The sequence below is a fragment of the Winogradskyella sp. KYW1333 genome, from assembly GCF_003335675.1.
Lineage (GTDB): Bacteria > Bacteroidota > Bacteroidia > Flavobacteriales > Flavobacteriaceae > Winogradskyella.
Genome location: NZ_QPHL01000008.1, coordinates 1 through 23,707 on the forward strand (window position 1 = coordinate 1; position 23,707 = coordinate 23,707).

20 protein-coding genes and 5 tRNA genes are annotated in these 23,707 nt (G+C 34.6%); 2 read left to right on the plus strand and 23 right to left on the minus strand.

Annotated features, from left to right (window positions below):
• Positions 1-514 (minus strand): hypothetical protein (locus DUZ96_RS00255; RefSeq protein ID WP_147267036.1); only part of this gene is annotated, 514 nt, incomplete at its 3' end.
• A gap of 453 nt (positions 515-967) precedes the next feature.
• On the opposite strand from DUZ96_RS00255, the gene DUZ96_RS00260 reads away from it, so the two are divergent.
• Both DUZ96_RS00260 and DUZ96_RS00265 read left to right on the plus strand, forming a co-directional pair.
• Positions 968-2,557 (plus strand): peptide chain release factor 3, encoded by a 1,590-nt coding sequence (locus tag DUZ96_RS00260; protein WP_114299311.1) that lies wholly within the window; start codon positions 968-970, stop codon positions 2,555-2,557.
• A 141-nt stretch (positions 2,558-2,698) separates the two neighbouring features.
• Entirely contained in the window at positions 2,699-2,935 is a 237-nt protein-coding gene (locus DUZ96_RS00265) for a (4Fe-4S)-binding protein (RefSeq protein WP_114299313.1), read from the plus strand.
• 247 nt (positions 2,936-3,182) lie between these two features.
• Here DUZ96_RS00265 and DUZ96_RS00270 read toward each other — a convergent pair whose 3' ends face one another.
• From DUZ96_RS00270 to DUZ96_RS00375, 22 genes are all read right to left on the minus strand, one after another.
• Positions 3,183-3,500 (minus strand): DUF3467 domain-containing protein, encoded by a 318-nt coding sequence (locus DUZ96_RS00270; RefSeq protein WP_114299425.1) that lies wholly within the window; start codon positions 3,498-3,500, stop codon positions 3,183-3,185.
• A gap of 108 nt (positions 3,501-3,608) precedes the next feature.
• The gene (gene rpoC / locus DUZ96_RS00275) at positions 3,609-7,910 is read right to left on the minus strand and encodes a DNA-directed RNA polymerase subunit beta' (RefSeq protein WP_114299315.1); all 4,302 of its coding nucleotides are present in this window, start codon (positions 7,908-7,910) and stop codon (positions 3,609-3,611) included.
• A gap of 64 nt (positions 7,911-7,974) precedes the next feature.
• Positions 7,975-11,787: a DNA-directed RNA polymerase subunit beta gene (gene rpoB / locus DUZ96_RS00280; RefSeq protein ID WP_114299317.1), complete on the minus strand. Its 3,813-nt coding sequence runs from the start codon at positions 11,785-11,787 to the stop codon at positions 7,975-7,977.
• A gap of 123 nt (positions 11,788-11,910) precedes the next feature.
• The gene (gene rplL, locus DUZ96_RS00285; protein WP_114299318.1) at positions 11,911-12,291 is read right to left on the minus strand and encodes a 50S ribosomal protein L7/L12; all 381 of its coding nucleotides are present in this window, start codon (positions 12,289-12,291) and stop codon (positions 11,911-11,913) included.
• Positions 12,292-12,343: 52 nt separating this feature from the next.
• Positions 12,344-12,865, minus strand: a complete 522-nt coding sequence (gene rplJ / locus DUZ96_RS00290; RefSeq protein WP_114299319.1) for a 50S ribosomal protein L10 — start codon at positions 12,863-12,865, stop codon at positions 12,344-12,346.
• 19 nt (positions 12,866-12,884) lie between these two features.
• Positions 12,885-13,574 (minus strand): 50S ribosomal protein L1, encoded by a 690-nt coding sequence (gene rplA / locus DUZ96_RS00295; RefSeq protein WP_114299320.1) that lies wholly within the window; start codon positions 13,572-13,574, stop codon positions 12,885-12,887.
• A 10-nt stretch (positions 13,575-13,584) separates the two neighbouring features.
• A complete protein-coding gene (gene rplK, locus DUZ96_RS00300) occupies positions 13,585-14,025 on the minus strand; it encodes a 50S ribosomal protein L11 (protein WP_114299321.1) in 441 nt (146 codons plus the stop codon).
• 69 nt (positions 14,026-14,094) lie between these two features.
• Complete coding sequence (gene nusG / locus DUZ96_RS00305) at positions 14,095-14,640, minus strand: transcription termination/antitermination protein NusG (protein ID WP_114299322.1); 546 nt, start codon at positions 14,638-14,640, stop codon at positions 14,095-14,097.
• 19 nt (positions 14,641-14,659) lie between these two features.
• Positions 14,660-14,854, minus strand: a complete 195-nt coding sequence (secE, locus tag DUZ96_RS00310) for a preprotein translocase subunit SecE (protein ID WP_114299323.1) — start codon at positions 14,852-14,854, stop codon at positions 14,660-14,662.
• 45 nt (positions 14,855-14,899) lie between these two features.
• Positions 14,900-14,972 (minus strand) — tRNA-Trp (locus DUZ96_RS00315).
• A 62-nt stretch (positions 14,973-15,034) separates the two neighbouring features.
• Complete coding sequence (tuf, locus tag DUZ96_RS00320; protein WP_114299324.1) at positions 15,035-16,222, minus strand: elongation factor Tu; 1,188 nt, start codon at positions 16,220-16,222, stop codon at positions 15,035-15,037.
• Positions 16,223-16,290: 68 nt separating this feature from the next.
• Positions 16,291-16,362, minus strand: a tRNA-Thr gene (locus DUZ96_RS00325).
• Positions 16,363-16,423: 61 nt separating this feature from the next.
• A tRNA-Gly gene (locus DUZ96_RS00330) sits at positions 16,424-16,496 on the minus strand.
• Positions 16,497-16,609: 113 nt separating this feature from the next.
• Positions 16,610-16,692 (minus strand) — tRNA-Tyr (locus DUZ96_RS00335).
• Between the two features lie 45 nt (positions 16,693-16,737).
• Positions 16,738-16,811, minus strand: a tRNA-Thr gene (locus DUZ96_RS00340).
• A 113-nt stretch (positions 16,812-16,924) separates the two neighbouring features.
• Positions 16,925-17,227, minus strand: a complete 303-nt coding sequence (locus tag DUZ96_RS00345) for an HPF/RaiA family ribosome-associated protein (RefSeq protein ID WP_114299325.1) — start codon at positions 17,225-17,227, stop codon at positions 16,925-16,927.
• Positions 17,228-17,300: 73 nt separating this feature from the next.
• The gene (locus tag DUZ96_RS00350; protein ID WP_114299326.1) at positions 17,301-18,191 is read right to left on the minus strand and encodes a tyrosine-type recombinase/integrase; all 891 of its coding nucleotides are present in this window, start codon (positions 18,189-18,191) and stop codon (positions 17,301-17,303) included.
• Positions 18,192-18,289: 98 nt separating this feature from the next.
• Entirely contained in the window at positions 18,290-18,484 is a 195-nt protein-coding gene (gene rpsU / locus DUZ96_RS00355) for a 30S ribosomal protein S21 (protein WP_114299327.1), read from the minus strand.
• Positions 18,485-18,554: 70 nt separating this feature from the next.
• Complete coding sequence (locus DUZ96_RS00360; protein ID WP_114299328.1) at positions 18,555-19,982, minus strand: carboxypeptidase-like regulatory domain-containing protein; 1,428 nt, start codon at positions 19,980-19,982, stop codon at positions 18,555-18,557.
• Positions 19,983-20,022: 40 nt separating this feature from the next.
• Positions 20,023-21,189 carry an acyl-CoA dehydrogenase family protein gene (locus tag DUZ96_RS00365; protein ID WP_114299329.1) on the minus strand — a complete coding sequence of 389 codons (1,167 nt, stop codon included), beginning with the start codon at positions 21,187-21,189 and terminating at the stop codon, positions 20,023-20,025.
• 12 nt (positions 21,190-21,201) lie between these two features.
• Entirely contained in the window at positions 21,202-22,068 is an 867-nt protein-coding gene (locus DUZ96_RS00370; RefSeq protein ID WP_114299330.1) for a helix-hairpin-helix domain-containing protein, read from the minus strand.
• Positions 22,069-22,088: 20 nt separating this feature from the next.
• Positions 22,089-23,705: a sodium:alanine symporter family protein gene (locus DUZ96_RS00375; protein WP_114299331.1), complete on the minus strand. Its 1,617-nt coding sequence runs from the start codon at positions 23,703-23,705 to the stop codon at positions 22,089-22,091.
• Between the last annotated feature and the right edge of the window lie 2 nt (positions 23,706-23,707).

The following is a 23,707-nucleotide window of genomic DNA, read 5'->3' on the forward strand; positions in this document are numbered from 1 at the left end:
AGGTAGCAGGCAGTGAATTATCCCCTGGATTATCAATATCAAAAGTTACCTCCGCACTTGTCAATGGCGCGGTTGGATTGCCAGGTGGTATAATATCCGGACACACATCATCACTACACTCAAATGGGGCTGTAGTGACTGTATTATTTGTGAATATACATGTAACATCGTCTGAAAAGGTTGCTGTTAAGGATATATCGCTTCCATTTGCAGGTAAAGTTACTCCAACAAATGTGTGAGGTGAAGTTAACCCAGATACGGAAACCGAAGCCGTACCATCACCAGTTAAATCTAATGTACCTGTCGTAAGTGCATCTGAAAATATTACCGTAATATCTGCAGTAAAAGTGTCATCTGTAGTAACGGTTGGTGTTCCATTATCATTGCAAATTGATTCATTATTTGAGCTAATATCTGTTATAGAACACTGGGAGTAACTTTGAAGTCCTCCAAAAATGAATAAACTAAATATTAACAATAAATTAGTTAACGAGAATCGAGTAGAGATTTTCATATTATTATATAGTTAATGTATATTTTTAATTAAAATAAATGTTTTTAACCATTCGTCGGATATGCATATTGACTGGTTAAAATGCACATATTTTTTTAGCAAGAAAATTAATGTCAAGGAGCTTAAACTAAGCTTTAATTTTTAAAACATGTCTAATAACAACATAAAGCCAGAACTGGCCTAAGAAGATATAATTGAATCCACTTTAGAAAGATATAGGCTATTTATAGTTATTTGGGACAAATTTTTATGCATTGCTTAACAAAATAAACTTACAATAATAATTTTGGAAAAAGTACAGTAAACCAATAATATAGACATAATAATTTCGATTACGTTCCTAAAAATTGGTTGAAAAACATAAAATCTGATTAAAGGTTATATTTATTTTATATCATCTTATCTCATTTTTCTTGAAGTTTATTTTAATTTTGCACTTCCTTAAAAACAACTATGAGTTTTCAATCAGAAATTAATAGACGTCGCACATTTGGAATTATTTCACACCCAGATGCTGGTAAAACCACACTAACGGAAAAACTGCTCTTATTTGGTGGAGCCATCCAAGAAGCAGGTGCCGTAAAAAGCAACAAGATTAAAAAAGGTGCTACGAGCGATTTTATGGAGATTGAACGCCAGCGTGGCATCTCTGTTGCTACCTCTGTTTTAGCATTTGAGTATAATGGGATTAAAATAAATATATTAGACACACCTGGTCACAAGGATTTTGCCGAAGATACATTTAGAACTCTAACGGCCGTTGATAGTGTTATTGTGGTTATAGATGTAGCGAAAGGAGTTGAGGAACAAACTGAAAAGTTAGTTGAAGTTTGTAGAATGCGCAATATCCCAATGATTGTTTTTATTAATAAGCTAGATCGTGAGGGTAAGGATGCCTTTGACCTCTTAGATGAAGTAGAACAGAAATTAGGGCTAAAAGTAACTCCTCTAAGTTTCCCAATAGGAATGGGCTACGACTTTAAGGGAATCTATAATATTTGGGAAAAGAATGTCAATCTTTTTACAGATGACAGCAAACAACATATTAATGATACAGTAGAAATCTCTGATTTAAAATCTGAAAAGCTAGAAAAACTAGTAGGCGAATCTGCCGCAAACACTTTGCGTGAGGAGGTAGAATTGGTTTTAGGTATTTATCCCGCATTTAACAAGGACGATTATCTCAATGGCCATATGCAACCCGTATTTTTTGGATCAGCATTAAATAATTTTGGTGTTAGGGAATTACTTGATTGCTTTGTTGAGATTGCACCAAAACCAAGAGCGAAACATAGTGAGGAACGATTGGTAAAGCCAGACGAAAATAAATTTACTGGTTTTGTTTTTAAAATACATGCCAATATGGATCCCAACCATAGAAATCGTTTGGCCTTTGTAAAGATTGTTTCGGGTGAGTTTAAGCGTAATACGCCTTATTTACATGTTAGACATAATAAGAAATTGAAATTTTCAAGCCCCAATGCTTTTTTTGCAGAGAAAAAAGAGATTGTCGATATCTCCTACCCTGGTGATATAGTTGGTTTACAAGATACTGGAAATTTTAAAATTGGAGATACTCTTACTGAGGGTGAGATAATTAACTATAAGGGAATCCCAAGCTTTTCACCAGAACATTTTAGATATATTAATAATGCAGATCCTATGAAGGCAAAGCAATTGTATAAAGGAATTGATCAGCTTATGGATGAAGGTGTAGCGCAGTTGTTTACATTAGATTATAATGGTAGAAAAGTTATTGGTACGGTTGGTGCCTTACAATATGAAGTAATTCAATATAGGCTAGAACACGAGTATGGTGCAAAATGTACTTACGAAAACTTAAATGTTCATAAAGCTTGTTGGGTGCAAACCGATGACGAAAAAAATGAGGAGTTTAAAGAGTTTTTAAGAGTGAAACAACGGTATTTAGCAAAAGACAAACAAGGGCAATTGGTATTTTTGGCAGATTCTATGTTCTCATTACAAATGACACAGCAAAAATACCCAAGTATAACCTTTCATATGACTTCTGAGTTTGATTAATTTCGTTACTCTTTTCACATAAACCAGTATTTAATTTTGTATTTCAACGATAATATTTGTTATTAAACGGTATTTTGTTGTATATTTACTAGTGGTTTTTTTAAAATCATTTAAGATTAACCCCAAATTGATCTACTTATTATGGAAACAAATAACAATGTTTTCAGTAATGATAAAATTACTGTAACCTACGAACCACGATGTTGTATCAACGCCGAATTATGTGCCAAACAGCTTTCTGAAGTATTTAGACATTCCGTTATTCCATGGATTGATTTAGATGGCGCAAAAACCAAAAAAATTATCAAACAAATAAAAAGATGTCCTTCTGGAGCATTACAATATTATTTAAAACAAAAGGAAAAAGAAGTTGCATAACTTTTCGATACTGAACATCTAAAAAATGATACTCTATATTGCTTTTTAGAGGGTATTTCATTTTTTATGGTTTGCATTTATACTCATGCTTTTGGTTCGGAATTCAATGAAATTAGCTTTTCCTGTATGGGCACATGTTGAGCTATATTAAATCAATTCGATTTAAACCTGATCCGTTGGTCCAAAATTCAATAAAATTGGCATTTGCTACGTGGCAACATATCGAGAAACCTTGATTCAATTAAGTTTAAGCCTGACCTGTTGGTCCGAAATTCAGTGGGATTGGCGGTTGTTCGTAATCCTTAATTTCACCATGTGCCTTTTCAAACCTGGCCACATTATCACCTAAAGCCTTAACCAACCGTTTCGCATGTTGTGGCGTTAATATAATTCTAGACTTTACTTTACTTTTTGGAGAACCAGGCATTATACTCACAAAATCAACCACAAATTCTGAAACCGAATGGTTGATTATAGCCAAGTTAGAATAAATCCCTTCTGCTACTTTCTCGTCTAGCTCAATATTAATTTGTCCTTTTTTAGGATTCTTTTTTTCGTCTGCCATCTTGATTATATCTATAGTTATTTTTTTATTTATTAAAAAAGCCTCCAATCCAAAATAGAATGAAGGCTTTTGTATAGTATAATCCTGCCTTCGCAGGAATCTTATTTACTAGTTGAAGTTCATTTCTTCTTTAGCTTTCATCATTTCATCAAACTCTTCTTTAGAGCCTACAATGATACTATCATAATCTCTAACACCTGTTCCTGCTGGTATTCTGTGACCAACAATAACGTTTTCTTTGAGTCCTTCTAATGTATCAACTTTACCATTTACAGCTGCTTCGTTAAGAACTTTTGTAGTTTCCTGGAACGAAGCTGCCGATATAAACGATTTAGTCTGCAATGATGCTCTTGTAATTCCTTGTAAGATTGGTGTAGCAGTTGCAGGTTGTGCATCTCTAGCAGTAACAAGATTCTTATCCTCTCTTCTTAAGATTGAATTTTCATCTCGTAATTGTCTTACAGTTACAATTTGTCCAGATTTTAAGTTCTCAGAATCACCTGCTTCCTCAACCACCTTCATCCCAAAAATCTTATCATTTTCTTCAATGAAATCTGATTTGTGAACTAATTGGTTTTCTAAGAAAATAGTGTCACCAGAATCTATAATCTTAACCTTACGCATCATCTGTCTAACAACAACTTCAAAATGTTTATCGTTAATCTTCACACCTTGTAAACGATATACTTCTTGTACTTCATTTACCAAGTATTGTTGTACTGCAGACGGACCTTTAATATTTAAAATGTCATTAGGTGTTACAGAACCATCAGATAATGGCATACCAGCTTTTACATAATCATTCTCCTGTACAAGGATTTGATTAGATAATTTAACTAAGTACTTTTTAATCTCTCCTAATTTAGATTCTATTATTATCTCACGGTTACCACGCTTAATCTTTCCGAATGACACAACACCATCAATCTCACTTACAACAGCAGGATTAGATGGGTTACGTGCTTCGAACAATTCAGTTACACGAGGAAGACCACCAGTAATATCACCTGCCTTAGCAGACTTACGTGGTATCTTAACTAAAATCTTACCGATTTCAATCTTATCTCCATCATCAATCATAATGTGCGCACCTACTGGTAAGTTATATGAACGGATAGTCTCGCCTTTAGAATCCTCGATTAATAATGTTGGGATCAACTTCTTATTTCTAGATTCTGAAATTACCTTTTCTTGGAAACCTGTTTGTTCGTCAATCTCAACTTGATAAGTTACACCTTGCTCAATGTTTTCATACTTCACTTTACCAGCAAATTCCGAAATAATTACTCCATTGTAAGGATCCCATTGACAAATTACATCACCTTTCTTCACTTTCTTACCTGGCTTAACAAATAAGTGTGAACCGTAAGGAATATTATTAGTACTTAAAACGATTCCTGTTTTAGCGTCTACTAACTTTAACTCTGAAGTTCTGGAGATTACTACATCTACATCATTACCTTCATTATCTTTAGATTTAACCGTTTTTAAATCTTCAATTTCAGCAACTCCATCAAACTTAACAGTTAATTTGTTCTCTTCAGAAATGTTACCTGCAATACCGCCTACATGGAATGTACGTAGCGTAAGTTGTGTACCTGGCTCACCAATTGATTGTGCCGCAACAACACCTACAGCTTCGCCTCGTTGAACCATCTTACCGGTTGCCAGATTTCGTCCGTAACATTTAACACAAATACCTTTTTTAGCTTCACATGTTAATGGTGAACGAACCTCTATAGATTCTATAGCTGAGTCACCAATTCGCTTTGCAATTACATCATCAATATGTCCACCAGCTTCAACAAGAAGTTCTTCTGTCATAGGATCGAATACATCATTTAATGATGTTCTACCTACAATTCTTTCTTCTAGTTTTTCAACAACTTCTTCGTTCTTCTTAAGTGGAGAAACCTCTATACCTCTTAATGTACCACAATCTTCCTCATAAACTATTACATCTTGAGATACATCTACCAAACGACGTGTTAGATAACCAGCATCAGCCGTTTTAAGAGCCGTATCAGCAAGTCCTTTACGCGCACCATGAGTAGAGATAAAGTATTCTAAAATCGATAGTCCTTCTTTAAAATTTGAAAGAATCGGATTCTCAATAATCTCACCACCACCTGCATTAGATTTTTTAGGTTTTGCCATTAATCCACGCATACCTGTTAACTGACGAATCTGCTCTTTAGAACCACGAGCACCAGAATCTAACATCATAAATACTGAGTTAAATCCTTGTTGATCTTCACGGATACGCTTCATAGAGAGCTCCGTTAATTCAGCGTTAGTAGAAGTCCAGATATCAATAACTTGGTTATAACGTTCGTTATTGGTAATAAGACCCATATTGTAGTTACCCATAATACCATCAACCTGCTTATTTGCAGCGTCGATCATAGAATGCTTTTCCTGAGGAATAATAATATCACCTAAACTAAATGACAATCCACCTTGGAATGCAAACTTATATCCTAATGTTTTGATTTCATCTAGGAACTCTGCCGTCTCTGGAACAGAAGTCACCTTTAATATACCATGAATAATATCTCTTAAGGATTTCTTGGTCAATACCTCATTTATATAACCTGCAGCTTCAGGTACTTTTTCATTGAAAAGCACTCTACCCACTGTAGTCTCAATTATTTGAGTTGTTAATTCACCCTCTTCGTTAAAATCCTTAGTTCTTACCTTAATACCAGCATTTAAGTCTACCTTCTTCTCATTGTAAGCAATAGTTACTTCTTCTGGCGAGTAGAACGTTAAGCCTTCACCTTTTACAGTATAGTCCTTATCTGTCTTACGTAACTTGGTCATATAATAAAGACCAAGTACCATATCCTGAGAAGGTACCGTTACAGGAGAACCATTGGCTGGATTCAATATATTATGAGACGCTAGCATTAAAAGTTGTGCTTCTAATATTGCCTCTGGCCCTAAAGGTAAATGCACAGCCATCTGATCACCATCGAAATCAGCATTAAATGCAGTACACACTAATGGGTGTAACTGAATCGCTTTACCCTCGATAAGTTTTGGCTGGAATGCTTGAATACCAAGTCTGTGTAACGTTGGAGCACGGTTTAGTAATACTGGATGCCCCTTAAGAACATTTTCTAAGATATCCCAAACTACAGGCTCTTTTCTATCTATAATTTTCTTTGCAGATTTTACAGTTTTTACAATACCTCTTTCAATTAATTTTCTAATGATGAAAGGCTTGTATAATTCTGCTGCCATATTCTTTGGCAATCCACATTCAAATAATTTTAATTCTGGTCCAACAACAATAACCGAACGTGCAGAATAATCAACACGCTTACCCAATAAGTTTTGACGGAAACGTCCTTGCTTGCCTTTAAGCGAATCTGATAATGATTTTAATGGTCTATTAGAATCCGTTTTTACTGCTGACGACTTACGTGTGTTATCAAATAAGGAATCTACAGATTCTTGCAACATACGCTTTTCATTACGTAAGATTACCTCTGGTGCTTTAATCTCTACAAGTCTCTTAAGACGATTGTTACGGATTATTACGCGACGGTAAAGATCATTTAAATCTGAAGTCGCAAAACGACCACCATCTAGAGGAACTAAAGGCCTTAATTCTGGTGGAATTACAGGAACAGCCTTCATAATCATCCACTCTGGTCTGTTCTCTCTATTTTTATTTGAATCTCTAAAAGCTTCAACAACTTGCAAACGTTTTAAAGCCTCAGTTTTACGTTGTTTAGACGTTTCATTGTTAGCCTTATGTCTTAAATCGTATGATAATTCATCTAAATCAATTCTTGCTAATAAATCAATCAGGCACTCCGCACCCATCTTAGCAATAAATTTGTTTGGATCTGAGTCTTCTAAATATTGGTTTTCTTGCGGTAGGTTTTCTAGAATATTTAAATACTCTTCTTCTGTTAAGAAATCCATTTTTTGTACAGGCTCACCTTCAGCATTTACAGCAGTACCTGGTTGAATAACCACATAACGCTCGTAATAGATTATCATATCTAATTTCTTAGATGGTAATCCTAAGAGGTATCCTATTTTATTTGGTAAAGAACGGAAGTACCAGATGTGTGCAACAGGTACCACAAGGTTTATGTGTCCTACTCTATCTCTACGCACTTTCTTTTCAGTAACTTCTACACCACAACGGTCACAAATAATACCCTTGTAACGTATTCTTTTATATTTACCGCAAGCACACTCATAATCCTTTACAGGACCAAATATACGCTCACAGAACAAACCATCGCGTTCTGGTTTGTGAGTTCGATAATTAATAGTTTCTGGCTTTAATACCTCACCACGAGATGCTGCTAAAACAGACTCAGGTGATGCTAAACCAATAGAAATTTTGTTAAACTTCTGTACTGTATTCTTATCTTGTTTTCTTGCCATTTTTATTTATGGTATTCAGCACATAACTTCAATCTTTTTCAGACTGAAGTTATACACCTAAGTTTTACTCTTCTAATCTAATATCTAATCCTAATCCTTTCAATTCGTGCATAAGCACGTTGAAAGATTCTGGTAGTCCTGGTTCTGGCATTGGCTCACCCTTAACGATTGCCTCATAAGTTTTTGCTCTACCTATAACGTCATCTGATTTAACAGTTAAGATTTCACGCAATGTACTAGATGCTCCATAAGCCTCAAGTGCCCATACTTCCATCTCACCAAAACGCTGACCACCAAATTGTGCTTTACCACCTAATGGCTGTTGTGTAATTAATGAGTATGGTCCGATTGAACGTGCGTGCATCTTATCATCAATCATGTGACCTAATTTGATCATATAAATCACACCAACTGTTGCAGCTTGGTCAAATCTTTCTCCAGTACCACCATCGTAAAGATGTGTGTGTCCAAATCTAGGTACTCCAGCTTCATCGGTAAACTCATTTATCTGATCTAAAGTTGCACCATCAAAAATTGGAGTCGCATATTTACGACCTAAGTTTTGACCTGCCCAACCTAATACAGTTTCATAAATCTGACCGATATTCATTCGAGAAGGTACACCAAGTGGATTCAATACAATATCAACAGGAGTTCCATCCTCTAAGAAAGGCATATCTTCCTGACGTACAATACGTGCAACAATACCTTTATTTCCGTGACGACCTGCCATCTTATCACCAACTTTAAGTTTACGCTTTTTAGCAATGTAAACTTTAGCTAGTTTAATAATACCTGAAGGTAATTCGTCACCAACAGAAATTGTAAACTTCTCACGTCTCAATGAACCCTGAAGGTCATTTTCTTTAATCTTATAATTGTGGATTAAATCAGCTACCAATTCATTAGTATGGTTATCAGTAGTCCACTTTCCAGAAGTTAAATGCGTATAATCATCAACTGCATTTAACATTTTTAAAGTGTACTTCTTACCTTTTGGAATGATTTCTTCTCCTAAATCATTATAAATACCTTGAGCTGTTTTACCATTCACAATTGCAAATAGTTTTTCAACTAAGATATTTTTAAGATCATCAAATCTGTTATCATAAGCGTCTTCTAACTTCTCGATATCTTCTTTATCTTGAGCTCTCTTACGCTTATCTTTTACCGCTCTCGCGAATAACTTTTTATCTATTACAACACCATTTAATGATGGAGAAGCTTTAAGAGAAGCATCCTTAACATCACCAGCTTTATCACCAAAGATTGCTCTTAATAGTTTCTCTTCTGGTGTTGGGTCAGATTCTCCTTTCGGTGTAATCTTACCAATTAAAATATCACCTGGCTTAATTTCAGCACCAATACGAATCATACCATTTTCATCAAGATCTTTTGTTGCTTCTTCTGAAACATTTGGTATGTCGTTTGTAAGTTCCTCGTTACCTAATTTAGTATCTCTAACTTCTAAGGAATATTCATCAATATGAATTGAAGTAAAGATATCGTCACGAACAACTTTTTCTGAAATTACAATTGCATCCTCGAAGTTATAACCTTTCCAAGGCATGAACGCTACCTTCATATTTCTACCTAGAGCAAGTTCTCCATTTTGAGTTGCATAACCCTCACAAAGTACTTGACCTTTAGTTACTTTATCACCTTTCTGGACGATAGGTTTTAAGTTTATTGAAGTTCCCTGATTAGTTTTTCTAAATTTTACTAATGGATATTCTTTGACATCGCTATCGAAGCTAACCATAGCTTCTTCTTCAGTACGCTTGTATTTAATTACAATCTTATCTGCATCTACATATTCAACCACTCCATCTCCTTCAGCATTTATTAAAACTCTAGAATCTGATGCTACTTGACGTTCTAATCCCGTACCAACTATTGGTGATTCAGGACGTAATAATGGTACGGCCTGACGCATCATGTTAGACCCCATCAATGCGCGGTTTGCATCATCATGCTCCAAGAATGGAATCAATGAAGCCGAAATTGAAGCGATTTGATTAGGTGCAACATCTGTGTAATTAACATTCATTGGATCAATCACTGGGAAATCACCTTCTTGACGTGCAATTACTTTATCATGTTGAATCTTACCTTTTCCATCAACTTCTACAGTTGCTTGAGCAATCATTTGCTCTTCCTCTTCCTCTGCACTCAAATATGTTGGTGCATTTTTAATATCAACAACCCCTTTTTCAACTTTTCTGTACGGTGTTTCAATGAATCCCATTGAATTAACCTTAGCAAATACTGAAAGTGAAGAAATCAAACCAATGTTTGGTCCTTCTGGTGTTTCAATTGGACATAATCGTCCATAATGTGTGTAGTGAACATCACGAACCTCGAAACCAGCTCTTTCTCTAGACAGACCACCAGGTCCTAATGCTGATAAACGACGTTTGTGAGTAATCTCTGCTAATGGGTTAGTTTGATCCATAAACTGAGATAACTGGTTTGTACCAAAGAACGAATTAATTACAGAAGACAACGTCTTTGCATTAATCAAATCGATTGGAGTAAACACTTCGTTATCACGAACATTCATTCTTTCACGAATCGTACGTGCCATTCTTGCTAAACCAACACCAAATTGAGATGATAATTGTTCACCAACTGTACGTACACGACGGTTAGATAAGTGATCGATATCATCAATCTCTGCTTTAGAGTTTATTAGCTCAATTAAATATTTTATAATGGTAATAATATCCTCTTTGGTAAGTACTTGCTTATCCATTCCGATATCTAAACCTAATTTTTTATTCATTCTGTAACGCCCTACTTCACCTAAAGAGTAACGTTGATCAGAGAAGAATAATTTGTCAATTATACCACGTGCAGTTTCCTCATCCGGCGGTTCTGCATTACGTAATTGTCGATAAATGTGCTCAACAGCTTCTTTTTCAGAGTTTGTTGGGTCTTTCTGTAATGTATTATGAATAATTGCGTAATCTCCTTGTTGCGCACTTTCTTTGTGTAAAAGAATTGTTTTTACTTGAGCCTCAAGAATTTCTTCAATATTTTCTTTATCTACAATAGTGTCACGGTCTAATACAATCTCGTTACGTTCTATAGATACAACTTCACCTGTATCCTCATCAACAAAATCTTCGTGCCATGTGTTAAGAACGCGTGCTGCAAGTTTGCGACCAATTACTTTTTTTAATCCAGATTTAGAAACTTTTACTTCTTCTGCTAGATCAAATATTTCTAAAATATCTTTATCGCGCTCAAAACCAATTGCACGGAATAATGTTGTAACAGGTAACTTTTTCTTTCTGTCAATGTAAGCATACATTACACTATTGATATCTGTAGCAAATTCTATCCAAGACCCTTTGAAAGGAATAACTCTTGCAGAATACAACTTTGTACCATTAGCATGAAATGATTGACTAAAGAAAACACCAGGTGAACGGTGTAACTGAGATACAACTACACGCTCAGCACCATTGATACAAAAAGTACCACTTGGAGTCATGTAAGGAATAGTACCTAAATATACATCCTGTACAATAGTTTCGAAATCTTCGTGCTCTGGATCGGTACAATATAATTTCAATCTTGCTTTTAAAGGCACACTGTATGTTAATCCTCTTTCAATACATTCTTCGATCGTATATCGAGGTGGATCAATAAAGTAATCTAAAAATTCTAAAACGAATTGATTACGTGTGTCTGTAATTGGGAAGTTCTCCATGAAGGTATTGTACAACCCTTCGTTTCCTCTTTCTTCTGACTTTGTTTCTAATTGGAAAAAATCCTGGAAGGATTTAATTTGGATATCCAAAAAGTCTGGGTAATCTGTTCTATTTACAATAGAAGAGAAATTAATTCTTTCAGCCTTTTTTGCTAACATTGATGAACGAGATTTTTATTAAATAAAAACTAAATTATGTGCATATCCTTTATATACACAAAAGGGTTTAGGTCTTAGAGGGCGACTCCAGACCTAAACCATATGTTGTAGGTTAAGGTAAGCTTACTTAAGCTCAACCTCAGCTCCTGCTTCTTCTAAAGAAGATTTTAAGCCTTCTGCTTCGTCTTTAGAAACAGCTTCTTTAATTGTACTTGGTGCATCGTCAACTAAACCTTTAGCGTCTTTTAATCCTAAACCAGTTAATTCCTTAACTAATTTAACTACTGCCAATTTAGAACCACCAGCTGCTTTTAATATTACGTCGAATTCAGTTTGCTCTTCAGCAGCGTCACCACCACCTGCAGCAGCACCACCAGCAGCAACTGCAACTGCAGCAGCAGCAGGCTCGATACCATACTCTTCTTTTAATATTGTAGCTAATTCGTTAACTTCTTTTACAGTTAAATTAACTAATTGTTCTGCGAAATCTTTTAAATCTGCCATTTTTCTATTGTTTAATGTGTGTGTTTTTTATATAATTTTTGTGTGTTCTTTTTTAACCTTCTCTCTCAGATAGGGTTTTTACTATACCAGCGATAGTTCCTCCACTAGACTTAAGCGCTGAAATAACATTTTTAGCAGGAGATTGTAACAGTGTAACGATCTCGCCAATTAATTCTTCACGCGACTTAATATCTACTAATGTATCTAGTAAATCATCACCAATATAAACTGCTTCTTCAATGAAAGCACCTTTTAATAGAGGCTTCTCAGATTTCTTACGAAATGCCTTGATAACCTTTGCTGGTGCATTACCAGCTTCTGAATACATTACAGAGGTATTTCCTTTTAAAGTTGTTGGTAATTCACCGAAATCTTTATCAGAGGCCTCCATAGCCTTTTCTAATAATGTATTTTTTACTACAGCTAGTTTTACATTTGATTTAAAACAAGCTCTTCTTAAGTTTGAAGTTGTTGCTGCATCCAATCCAGAAATATCAGTTAAATAGATATTTGTGTTTTCAGCTAATTGAGCAGTCAACTCATCAATTACTTGGGATTTTTCTTCTCTTGTCATAATATTCTAAGTTTAACTACTATCCTATTTTTGTATCAATTGCTATACTTGGACTCATAGTACTTGACATGTAAATACTCTTCATGTAAGTACCTTTTGATGCTGTTGGTTTTAACTTCATTAAAGTTGTTAAAAGTTCATTTGCATTACCTACCAATTTTTCAGCACTAAAAGATGCCTTTCCAATTGGAGCATGTACAATTCCTGTTTTATCAACTTTGAAATCAATCTTACCAGCTTTAACTTCACTTACAGCTCTAGCTACATCCATAGTAACCGTCCCTGTTTTTGGATTTGGCATAAGACCTCTTGGCCCTAATACTCTACCTAATGGTCCTAACTTACCCATAATGCTTGGCATAGTTACGATAACGTCAACATCTGTCCAACCATCTTTTATTTTTTGTAAGTATTCATCTAACCCAACATAATCAGCACCGGCTTCTTTAGCTTCTGCTTCTTTATCTGGAGTTACTAATGCAAGTACCTTCATATCTTTACCTGTACCATGTGGTAAAGAAACCACGCCACGTACCATTTGATTGGCTTTACGTGGATCCACACCCAATCTTACAGCTAAATCTACTGATGCATCAAACTTTGTGTATGTAATTTCTTTAAGTAAAGCTGAAGCTTCTTCTAAAGAGTAAAGTTTATTCTTATCAACCTTTGCTCTCGCTTCTTTTTGCTTTTTTGTTAATCTTGCCATTTCAAAAATTTTAGTTTGGAGCCTCACCTCCTTTAACAGTGATTCCCATAGATCTAGCTGTACCAGCTACCATCTTCATTGCCGAACCGATTTCGAAGGCATTTAAATCTACCATCTTATCTTCTGCAATAGCTCTAACTTGATCCCAAGTTACTTTTGCTACTTTACGTCGGTTTGGTTCTCCAGATCCTTTCTTTACTTTGGCCGCTTCTAATAACTGTACTGCAGCTGGTGGTGTCTTGATTACAAATTCAAATGATTTGTCTTTGTAAACAGAAATGACCACAGGTAAAACTTTACCTGGTTTATCTTGAGTTCTAGCATTAAACTGCTTACAGAACTCCATGATATTAACTCCAGCAGCACCTAAAGCGGGTCCAACCGGTGGCGATGGATTCGCAGCACCTCCCCGAACTTGTAGCTTAACTACTTTGTCTAATTCTTTTGCCATTTTTAAATGTTTAGTGCGCTTAATCTTAATTGGAAGCAAGACTTTACGCTATCTTTATTGTAACAATTATTATAACTTTTCTACTTGCATATAGCTCAATTCTAGTGGTGTTTTTCTACCGAAAATCTTCACCATTACCTCAAGCTTACGCTTTTCTTCATTAATCTTTTCGATAGTACCATCAAATCCATTGAAAGGACCATCGATTACTTTTACGGTTTCTCCTTTTGTAAATGGAATTGCAACTAAAGCATCTGCTTCTATTGCTAACTCATCTACTTTACCTAACATTCTGTTAACTTCAGATTGTCTTAATGGTACAGGATCTCCACCCTTAGTTTCTCCTAAAAACCCAATTACATTTGTAATGGACTTAATAATGTGAGGAATTTCACCACTTAGGTTAGCCTGTATCATAATGTAACCTGGAAAATAAACTTTTTCTTTGTTTATTTTTTTCCCGTTACGAATCTGAATCACTTTTTCCGTTGGTACTAAAACCTGATCAACATAATCCTCTAAACCTAATCTAGAAATTTCATTTTCTATATAGGTCTTGATTTTATTTTCTTGACCGCTTACAGCTCTAACAACATACCATTTTTTCTCTGACATTCTCTTAGTGTATATATTGTTAGTTTATAAATTGAAAATATGCCTTTACTGCTCTACTAAAAACAGTATCTACACCCCAAATGGCTAATGAAAAAATAATAGAAAACACAGCTACTAAAACTGTTAATCTTTGAGCTTCAGGCCAAGGTGTCCAAGACACATTATTCTTTAATTCCTCAAATGATTCCTTTATATACGTTACTATTCCTCCCATTTGTTATTTATTTAGTAGTCATAATTATGACTGAATTCTGCTTAGCACGGGTTGCGAGACTCGAACTCACGACACCTGGTTTTGGAGACCAGTGCTCTACCAACTGAGCTAAACCCGTAAATAATAATCAAGGCGTCCTGATTACAGGACACCTTAATTTACTATTTAACTGTATAGTGTTTAGTCTAAAATTTCAGTTACCTGACCAGCACCAACTGTTCTACCACCTTCACGGATAGCGAAACGTAAACCTACGTTCATTGCAATTGGTTGGATTAACTCAACTGTAATTGTTAAGTTATCACCAGGCATTACCATTTCTACACCACTTGGAAGCGCAATGTTTCCAGTTACATCAGTCGTACGTACGTAGAACTGTGGACGATAATTGTTATGGAATGGTGTATGACGACCACCTTCTTCTTTCTTAAGGATATAAACCTCAGCCTTAAACTTAGAGTGTGGTGTTACAGATCCAGGCTTAGTAATCACCATACCTCTAGAAATCTGAGTTTTTTCTATACCTCTCAATAAAATACCAGCGTTATCTCCAGCCTCTCCTCTATCAAGGATTTGACGGAACATCTCAATACCTGTAATTGTTGAAGTTAATTTCTCAGCACCCATACCAATGATCTCAACAGGATCACCTGTGTTAGCTACACCAGTTTCGATACGACCTGTTGCAACAGTACCACGACCAGTAATTGAGAATACATCTTCAATTGGCATTAAGAATGGCTTGTCCATGTCACGTACTGGCTCTTCAATCCAAGAGTCAACCGCTTCCATTAATTCCATTACAGTGTCTACCCATTTCTGCTCACCATTAAGTGCTCCTAAAGCAGAACCAGATACAACAGGACCATTGTCACCATCGTACTCGTAGAAATTTAATAAATCTCTAACTTCCATATCTACTAATTCTAAAAGCTCCTCATCATCAACCATATCAACTTTGTTTAAGAAAACAACGATACGTGGAATACCTACCTGACGACCTAGTAAAATGTGCTCACGAGTTTGTGGCATTGGACCATCTGTTGCAGCAACAACTAAAATAGCACCGTCCATTTGGGCAGCACCAGTTACCATATTCTTAACGTAATCCGCGTGACCTGGACAGTCAACGTGTGCATAGTGACGATTTGCTGTTTGATACTCTACATGAGAAGTATTAATTGTAATACCTCTTTCTTTTTCTTCTGGTGCGTTGTCGATTTGATCGAAATCTTTTGCTTCAGATAAACCTGCATCAGCTAATACTTTAGTAATAGCAGCAGTTAAAGTTGTTTTACCGTGATCTACGTGTCCAATTGTACCAATGTTTAAATGTGGTTTTGAACGATCGAAAGTTGCCTTTGCCATGTTTAATTTATTTAATCTTATTTAATATTAGTGTTCAATTTTAATTCTAAATTTATCTTAGAAAAAAGAGCCAATGACGAGATTTGAACTCGTGACCTCTTCCTTACCAAGGAAACGCTCTACCCCTGAGCTACACCGGCGTAAAGTGTTTACTTCCTCATTAATCTAATGAGATTCCTGCCTTCGCAGGAATTTTTTTTGAGCGGGAGACCGGGTTCGAACCGGCGACATTCAGCTTGGAAGGCTGACGCTCTACCAACTGAGCTACTCCCGCTTTTTGCAAGCCTTAAACCTTGCTCGATTTAATCAAAATTTCATCGGTTTTCTCGAAAATCCTGATTGAAAATGAATTCAAATAATTCAAAATTAATGAATTTAAATTATTTGTGGGAAGAGCAGGATTCGAACCTGCGAAGGTGAAAACCAACAGATTTACAGTCTGTCCTCGTTGGCCGCTTGAGTATCTTCCCTTTGTGTTTTCAATATTTTAAAGAACTGGTTTTTAACTCCTTAAGAGCCGATAGAGGGACTCGAACCCACGACCTGCTGATTACAAATCAGCTGCTCTAGCCAGCTGAGCTATATCGGCTTTTTCTTACTTTAAAATGCCCTTTTAAGACCATAAAAAAGTCCGCTATTTCTAACGGACTGCAAATGTAGTGTTTATTTTTTTTATTCAAAACAATTTTAAAAAAATTTTACTCAACTATGAGTTCTCAATTTTTGCTTTCTCTTTTTTATCTGTCTTTCTAAAGATGCAACGGCAATATCGGCCCCTTCTTCAAATGACTTACATTGTTTTTTAACTATGAAGCTGTCTCCCGGAACACTTACCTTCGCTTCAAACACTTTGTTTTCTTTATCACTTGTATTTTCGATTTTTAAATACACATCCGAAGATATTATTTTATCATAAAATATGTCTAATTTATCCATACGTTTTTGTATGAAATCAATTAGTTTACGATCCGCAGTAAAGTTTACAGATTGAGTGTTTACTTTCATAGGCGTAGTTTTAAATTATACAATAGTGAAAAATCCTAAAAATTCATCACCTGCTATTTTCTTAAATGCAGAATTATTTTTTATTTCTCGGATGAGATTTGGCATAGACCTTTTTTAACTCAGCTATACTATTATGAGTATAAACTTGTGTAGCTGCCAAACTAGTGTGTCCAAGAAGTTCTTTTACTGCATTTAAATCTGCACCTTCATTTAATAAGTGAGTAGCAAAAGAATGTCTTAGTACATGTGGGCTACATTTTGCTTTTGAAGATGCTATACTAAAATACTTATTTATTATTCTGTAAACAAGCATTTCGTAAATTTTAATACCCTTTTTTGTTAAAAAAAGGACCTCCTTATCTATAATAGTAGGAAGTTGATTACGATATATAATGTAAGTATCAAAAGACTGTAAAAGCGAATCAATAATTGGGATATACCTCTCCTTATTGCGTTTACCGAGTACTTTTAATTGCTTTTGAGAAAAATTTACATCCTTTAAATTTAAGTTTACAAGCTCAATTCTTCTTATCCCCGTTGAGTAGAACAATTCAACAATGAGACTGTCTCTGGCACTTTCAAAATCATTGACTTCAATTGTATTATCAAGAACCTCCCTAAGTTCTTCTTGTGAAAATGGTAAATTGACTTTCTTACCAACTTTTAATGCCTTATGCTTCTTTAACGGATTATTTTCAATTATCTGAGTTTTTTGTAAAAACTTGTAATAAGCATTAAGGGATGATACTTTCCTATTGATACTCCGATTGGAAATTCCCTTATTCACTAATTCTATAATCCACTGTCTTATGAGAGAATATTCAACGTCATTTATATCATTAACATCATAGTGTCCATTCAAATATTCTTCAAGTGACTCAATATCTCTAATATAAGCCAACACAGTATGTTGAGAATAATTTTTCTCAAGCAACATATAATCAGAAAACGATTTTAAACTCATACCAATTTGTAGGTGATTAAATATAACCAATTAGAAGCAAATATTTATAAAGAAAAAATCCTGCATTTCGCAGGATTTAATAAATACATTGAATAAGTCTAAAATGCCTCTTGATCTTTTAAGGTTTGGATGTGTTCTGCGTTTTGAAGCTGTCTTCTCATTACTTCTGAAGGCTTCGTATAATGTTTTCTTGACTGAAGCTGACGCTTGGTACCAGTTTTATCAAACTTGCGCTTTAAACGTTTTAAAGCCCTCTCTATATTTTCTTTTTCGTTTACTTGAATTCTCAACATAGGTCTTAACCTCCTCTCTTTTAAATTTTACGCTACAAATATAAAGTGATTTTTAATTTCTAGAATAAATTTATTCTTTAAATAAGGACGCTTTTCTAGTTAAGTCTTTTATCAACTTCTCATCCTCTTCACTTTCTAAAAGGACATTGTAATTTTGCCAAAAGTCTTTATTGTAAGGTTTAAGTGAAAAGATATCAGTGTCCCAATCTTTTTGTAATTCTAATTGCACCGTTTCATGGTCCATGATAATTTCAGAAAACAATACTTCTTGTACGGTATAATAAAACCTTTCATTTTTATTATAACGATTCTTCTGACTCTCGGTCATTTCTGTATTTGACTTTAAACCTACAGTTACCAATTTTGGCGTTTCATAATAAATATAGTTTGGATACATTTTATCTTCATACTCCATGTAATTAATTATCAGTTTATGATTTACCTGTGTATCAAAAAGTCTTTTACTTCTAATTTTTTGAGCATCTGAAGCCGCAATTAAATCGTACTCAATTCTCTTTATCGCATAATTATCGTAGTAAATATACAGCCAACCATTAGCGATATAGCCTTCATTATAAATCCCTTTGGTTTGGAGTCCTACAAAATCAAAACTTTTTTCAATCTTTATCTTGTAAATCTTGCGTTCATTATCTACCAAAATTGTATCGAGTTTGAACTGATGTTTTTGTAGAACCTCTTCTCCAAATAGAGCATTTTCATTTTTTGAATTTCGAAGCAAATTTAATTTCCCTTTGAATAAATTTTGTAATCCATTTACTCTAGTGTCATTCCATTTTATAGCTTGGATTAATTGATCCGTAGAAAGATCATCTCTATTGACATCATTAACCTTTAGTCTCTGGCCTGAATTTTTTTGATTACTATACGACACATAAGAAAAGATACTATCTATATCACGTAAGTCGTAGCTTTTACGTACTTGGTCTACATTAATTTTTAAATGTTTATTGGACGAGACCGTATATCCTGAATCGTATAGTGTAATCGCACTTTCAATAAGCCATTTAAACTCTACTTTATTTCGTTCCTTGTGACGAAGAAATCCTTTTTGGATGTAGGATGAATCTGGAAGATTAATTTCTAATTTTTCTAGCGCTTTTAAAACAATACCATTCCCGGTTGTTGGTCTCGGTTCAGCCAATACTACCACCTCATCTAAGGTTGCGACGTCTTCCTCTAAAAAGATATCAAGGGTATTATCGAATTCTTCTGCTTGAACCTTATATGTCTTAAAACCAATAGATGAGATTACCAGAGTGTCTTTCTTAAACTCATTTGGCACTAGCAATAAGAATCTTCCATCAGAATTGCTTACAGTACCTATAGTAGTATTTTGAATATAAATACTAGCATTTTCTAATGGTAAAAGCGATGTAAAATCTACTACTTTGTTTTTTAACTCGATCTGTGCATTTGCATTTAATGCAATCAAGAAAAAAATGCAGAAAAACAATTTTAACTGTAGGTTATTAATCATAAGACATTTGAGTAAAAGACTAATAAAATGTACTAATAAATTATGTAGCTGGTTTATAGTCTTTATTATCAATACTCATTTTTGCAATGATTTCTTTGAGTATCTCTGAAGTACCTCCACCAATTGGTCCTAAACGACTATCTCTTGCTAATCTTGCCATTGGATATTCTTCCATATAACCATATCCACCCAAGAATTGTAGACATTGATAAATAACATCATCTGCCATTTTAGTTGATTGTAACTTAGACATCGTAGCTTCTTTAACAACATAGTCTCCTATATCCATCCGTTTGGCTACATAATAATTGAATTGCTTACAAATTTCCATTTGTGTCTCACATTCTGCATAAGTATGTCTTAAAGACTGAAATCTATCTATGGTTTTACCAAAAGCGGTTCGCTCACTCATATATTGCTTCGCATACCCTAAAGCATACTCCGCTCTAGCATGTGCATTCACACCCATTATTAAACGTTCTAACGCAAAATGTTGCATTATATAACCAAACCCTTGATTTTCTTCTCCCATTAAATTGGAAGCAGGAATTTCAACATTGTCAAAAGCAATCTCACCAGTATCAGAAGCTCGCCAACCGAGCTTATCTAATTTAGTGGCAGAAACACCGGGTGTTTCTCTATCCATTACAAATATGCTAATTCCTTTATTTCCTAATTCCGGACTCGTTTTTGCCGCAACTACGAGATAGTCACTGTAAACTCCGTTAGTTATAAAAGTCTTTGATCCGTTTAGAACATATTTATCGCTTTTTTTTACTGCTGTAGTTCGCATACCTGCGACATCACTCCCTCCAAAAGGTTCTGTAATACATAAGCATCCTACCTTATCACCTGAAATACTAGATGTTAGGTACTTCTCTTTTATAGCGTCATCACCTTCTTTATTAATATGCATCATTGCTAAATAGGCATGAGCCCAAATGGCCGCTGCAAATCCACCAGAATTAATTTTTTGTAATTCTTCCAGTAAAATAATTGTGTAGAACAAGTCCAAATCTAACCCACCATAGGCTTCAGGATAGGCTAAACCAAAGTAACCCATTTCACCGAATTTCTTCCAAATAAATCTATCTAAATTCCCTTGCTCCTCCCATTTTTCAATATGAGGAACAACTTCTTTATGTAAAAAACCCTTTAGGCTTTCTCTAAATAAATTATGTTCTTCAGTAAAATATAAGGTTGTCATTTTTCGCAATTTTTAAAGATGCAAATATAACTTAATTATCTCATATTTATTTATTGGGAAATCTTCAACTTTTGTTAATTCTTCTAAAGAATTGAAGCCCTCTCTTAGGGTTCGTTCTTCAATTATATTATTCGCAACCTCATAGTCAATGTATTTGATAAGTACCAATTCATCTCTTGTAGCAGTATTTAGATTGTATATTTTTATTTCTCTAGGTGATTTCACTGCAAACTCTTTTTTGACATTATCAATAACCACTGGTGTTAAACCATAAACCTCAGATAATTCTACCATGGAATGGAAACCACCTGTTAATCTATTGCGGTATTGAACTATACGTCCAGCTAATTTTTCACCAATACCATATACTTTCTTTAAACTAGTTTCAGAAGCTTTATTAAGATCTTGCTTTTGAACAAAAGACTTGATTACATTAGAATTGTAATTGGTAAAACTTGTTTTTGACTTTGGATTGGCTACCCATTCCGGAAACTTAAAATATGGTGAAATTATTGATAAAAGAGAATCGGAAACCTGAGTTACTTTTTGAAAGTCTTTTGCAGAGTTGACCCATTGCTTATTTGATCTAAATTGATGAAGTCTATCAATTTCTTCATTGCTCATCCCTAGAGTATACCCTTTATAATCGGTTATATAATTTGGATTGAATGGATAAATCTTTGGTTTATTGTTCTCAATTTCAGCTGCGCGCAGGGAATCTATTTCTTTTCTGAGCTCCTCAATATGGGAATTATTAGAGTAATTATTTTCATTACCAAAATCCACAAACATATAAACACATTGAATTACTATAATAATAAATAGCAATAAAAAAATCCCATTTCGCTGTTGGTTTGAAAACTGGAAATGGGATTTCATATATTTATTTTAATAACAATCTACTCTTTTTTAGCCTTAATAGCATCAAGATATCTCGTTAGTTGTTTTCTAACGATAGGAAACAAAAAGAATAAACCAATCATATTAGGAAAAATCATGGCAAATATCATTGCATCTGAGAATTTCCAAATTGATCCCATACTTGCTGCTGCACCAATTACTACAAAAATTAAGAATAAAATTTTGTAAACCATATCTGCTATCTTTCCTCTACCGAACAAGAATTTCCAAGATTGCAAGCCGTAATATGACCAGGAAATCATTGTTGACACAGCAAATAATACAACTGCTATAGTTAAGAATATATTTGAATAAGGTATATATTGAGCAAATGCCTTAGATGTAATTCCTGCCCCCTCATAACCAACACCATCAATAAAGACAACACCTGAACCATCGCCACCATATTCAAAGAAACCACCAAAATTAAAGATAACTATTACCAAAGCAGTCATTGTACAAATCAATACTGTATCAATAAATGGTTCTAATAGCGCAACTAAACCTTCAGAAGCAGAATATTTTGTTTTTACCGCTGAATGAGCGATTGATGCCGAACCGGCACCTGCTTCGTTAGAAAATGCTGCTCTTTGAAATCCAACTAATAAAACACCTATTAATCCACCAACTCCAAATGCAGTTGGATTAAACGCTTCTTTTACAATTAAACCGATAGCATCATCGATTAAACTAAAGTTACTTAAAATGATATAGAAACATGCAGCAACATACATAACTGCCATAAATGGAACAACTTTTTCTGTTACTTGAGCTATACGTCTTATACCACCAATGATAATAATTCCAACCAAAATTGCTAAAACTATACCTACAATTGCACCTGCAGCCGTACTTTCCCAATTAAATAATTCTTTAATTACTATTGTTGCTTGGTTAGATTGTGCTGCATTACCACCACCAAAAGAACCACCAATACAGAATACTGCAAAAATTGCAGCTGCTACTTTTCCTAATGTTTTGAACCCTTTAGACTTTAATCCTTTGCTTATATAATACATAGGACCACCATAAACCACTCCATCTTCACCTACATCTCTAAACTGAACACCCAATGTACATTCTACAAATTTTGTTGACATTCCAAGTAGTCCACAAACAATCATCCAGAATGTAGCCCCTGGTCCACCAAGTGCAATAGCCAATGCAACACCTGCAATATTTCCATTCCCTACTGTTCCTGAAACTGCTGTTGCTAATGCTTGAAAATGACTTACTTCTCCTTCTTCACTCTCATCCCTGATTGTTTCAATAGAATCACCTCCTGGTGTAGAATCACCATAAGCTGTCTCAACAATAGCGTGATCAACGTCATCATACTTTCCTCTTACAACATTAATAGCTGTAAAAAAATGTCTGATATTTGGAAATTTGAAATATAAAGTAAAAAACAAAGCACTACCAACTAATAATAAGAGAACAAATGGTATTTCCATAGTTTCGCTCTTGTATACTGGAAAGAAAATAGCATCAAAAAAACCATCAGCAACTGGTTGAAAAGCTTCATCTATTTTTTGATCGAGCCCCTTTTCAGCATCTTGAGCATAATTTAATAAGGGTAATATAAAAGCAGAAATTGTTAGAAGATATTTCTTCATAA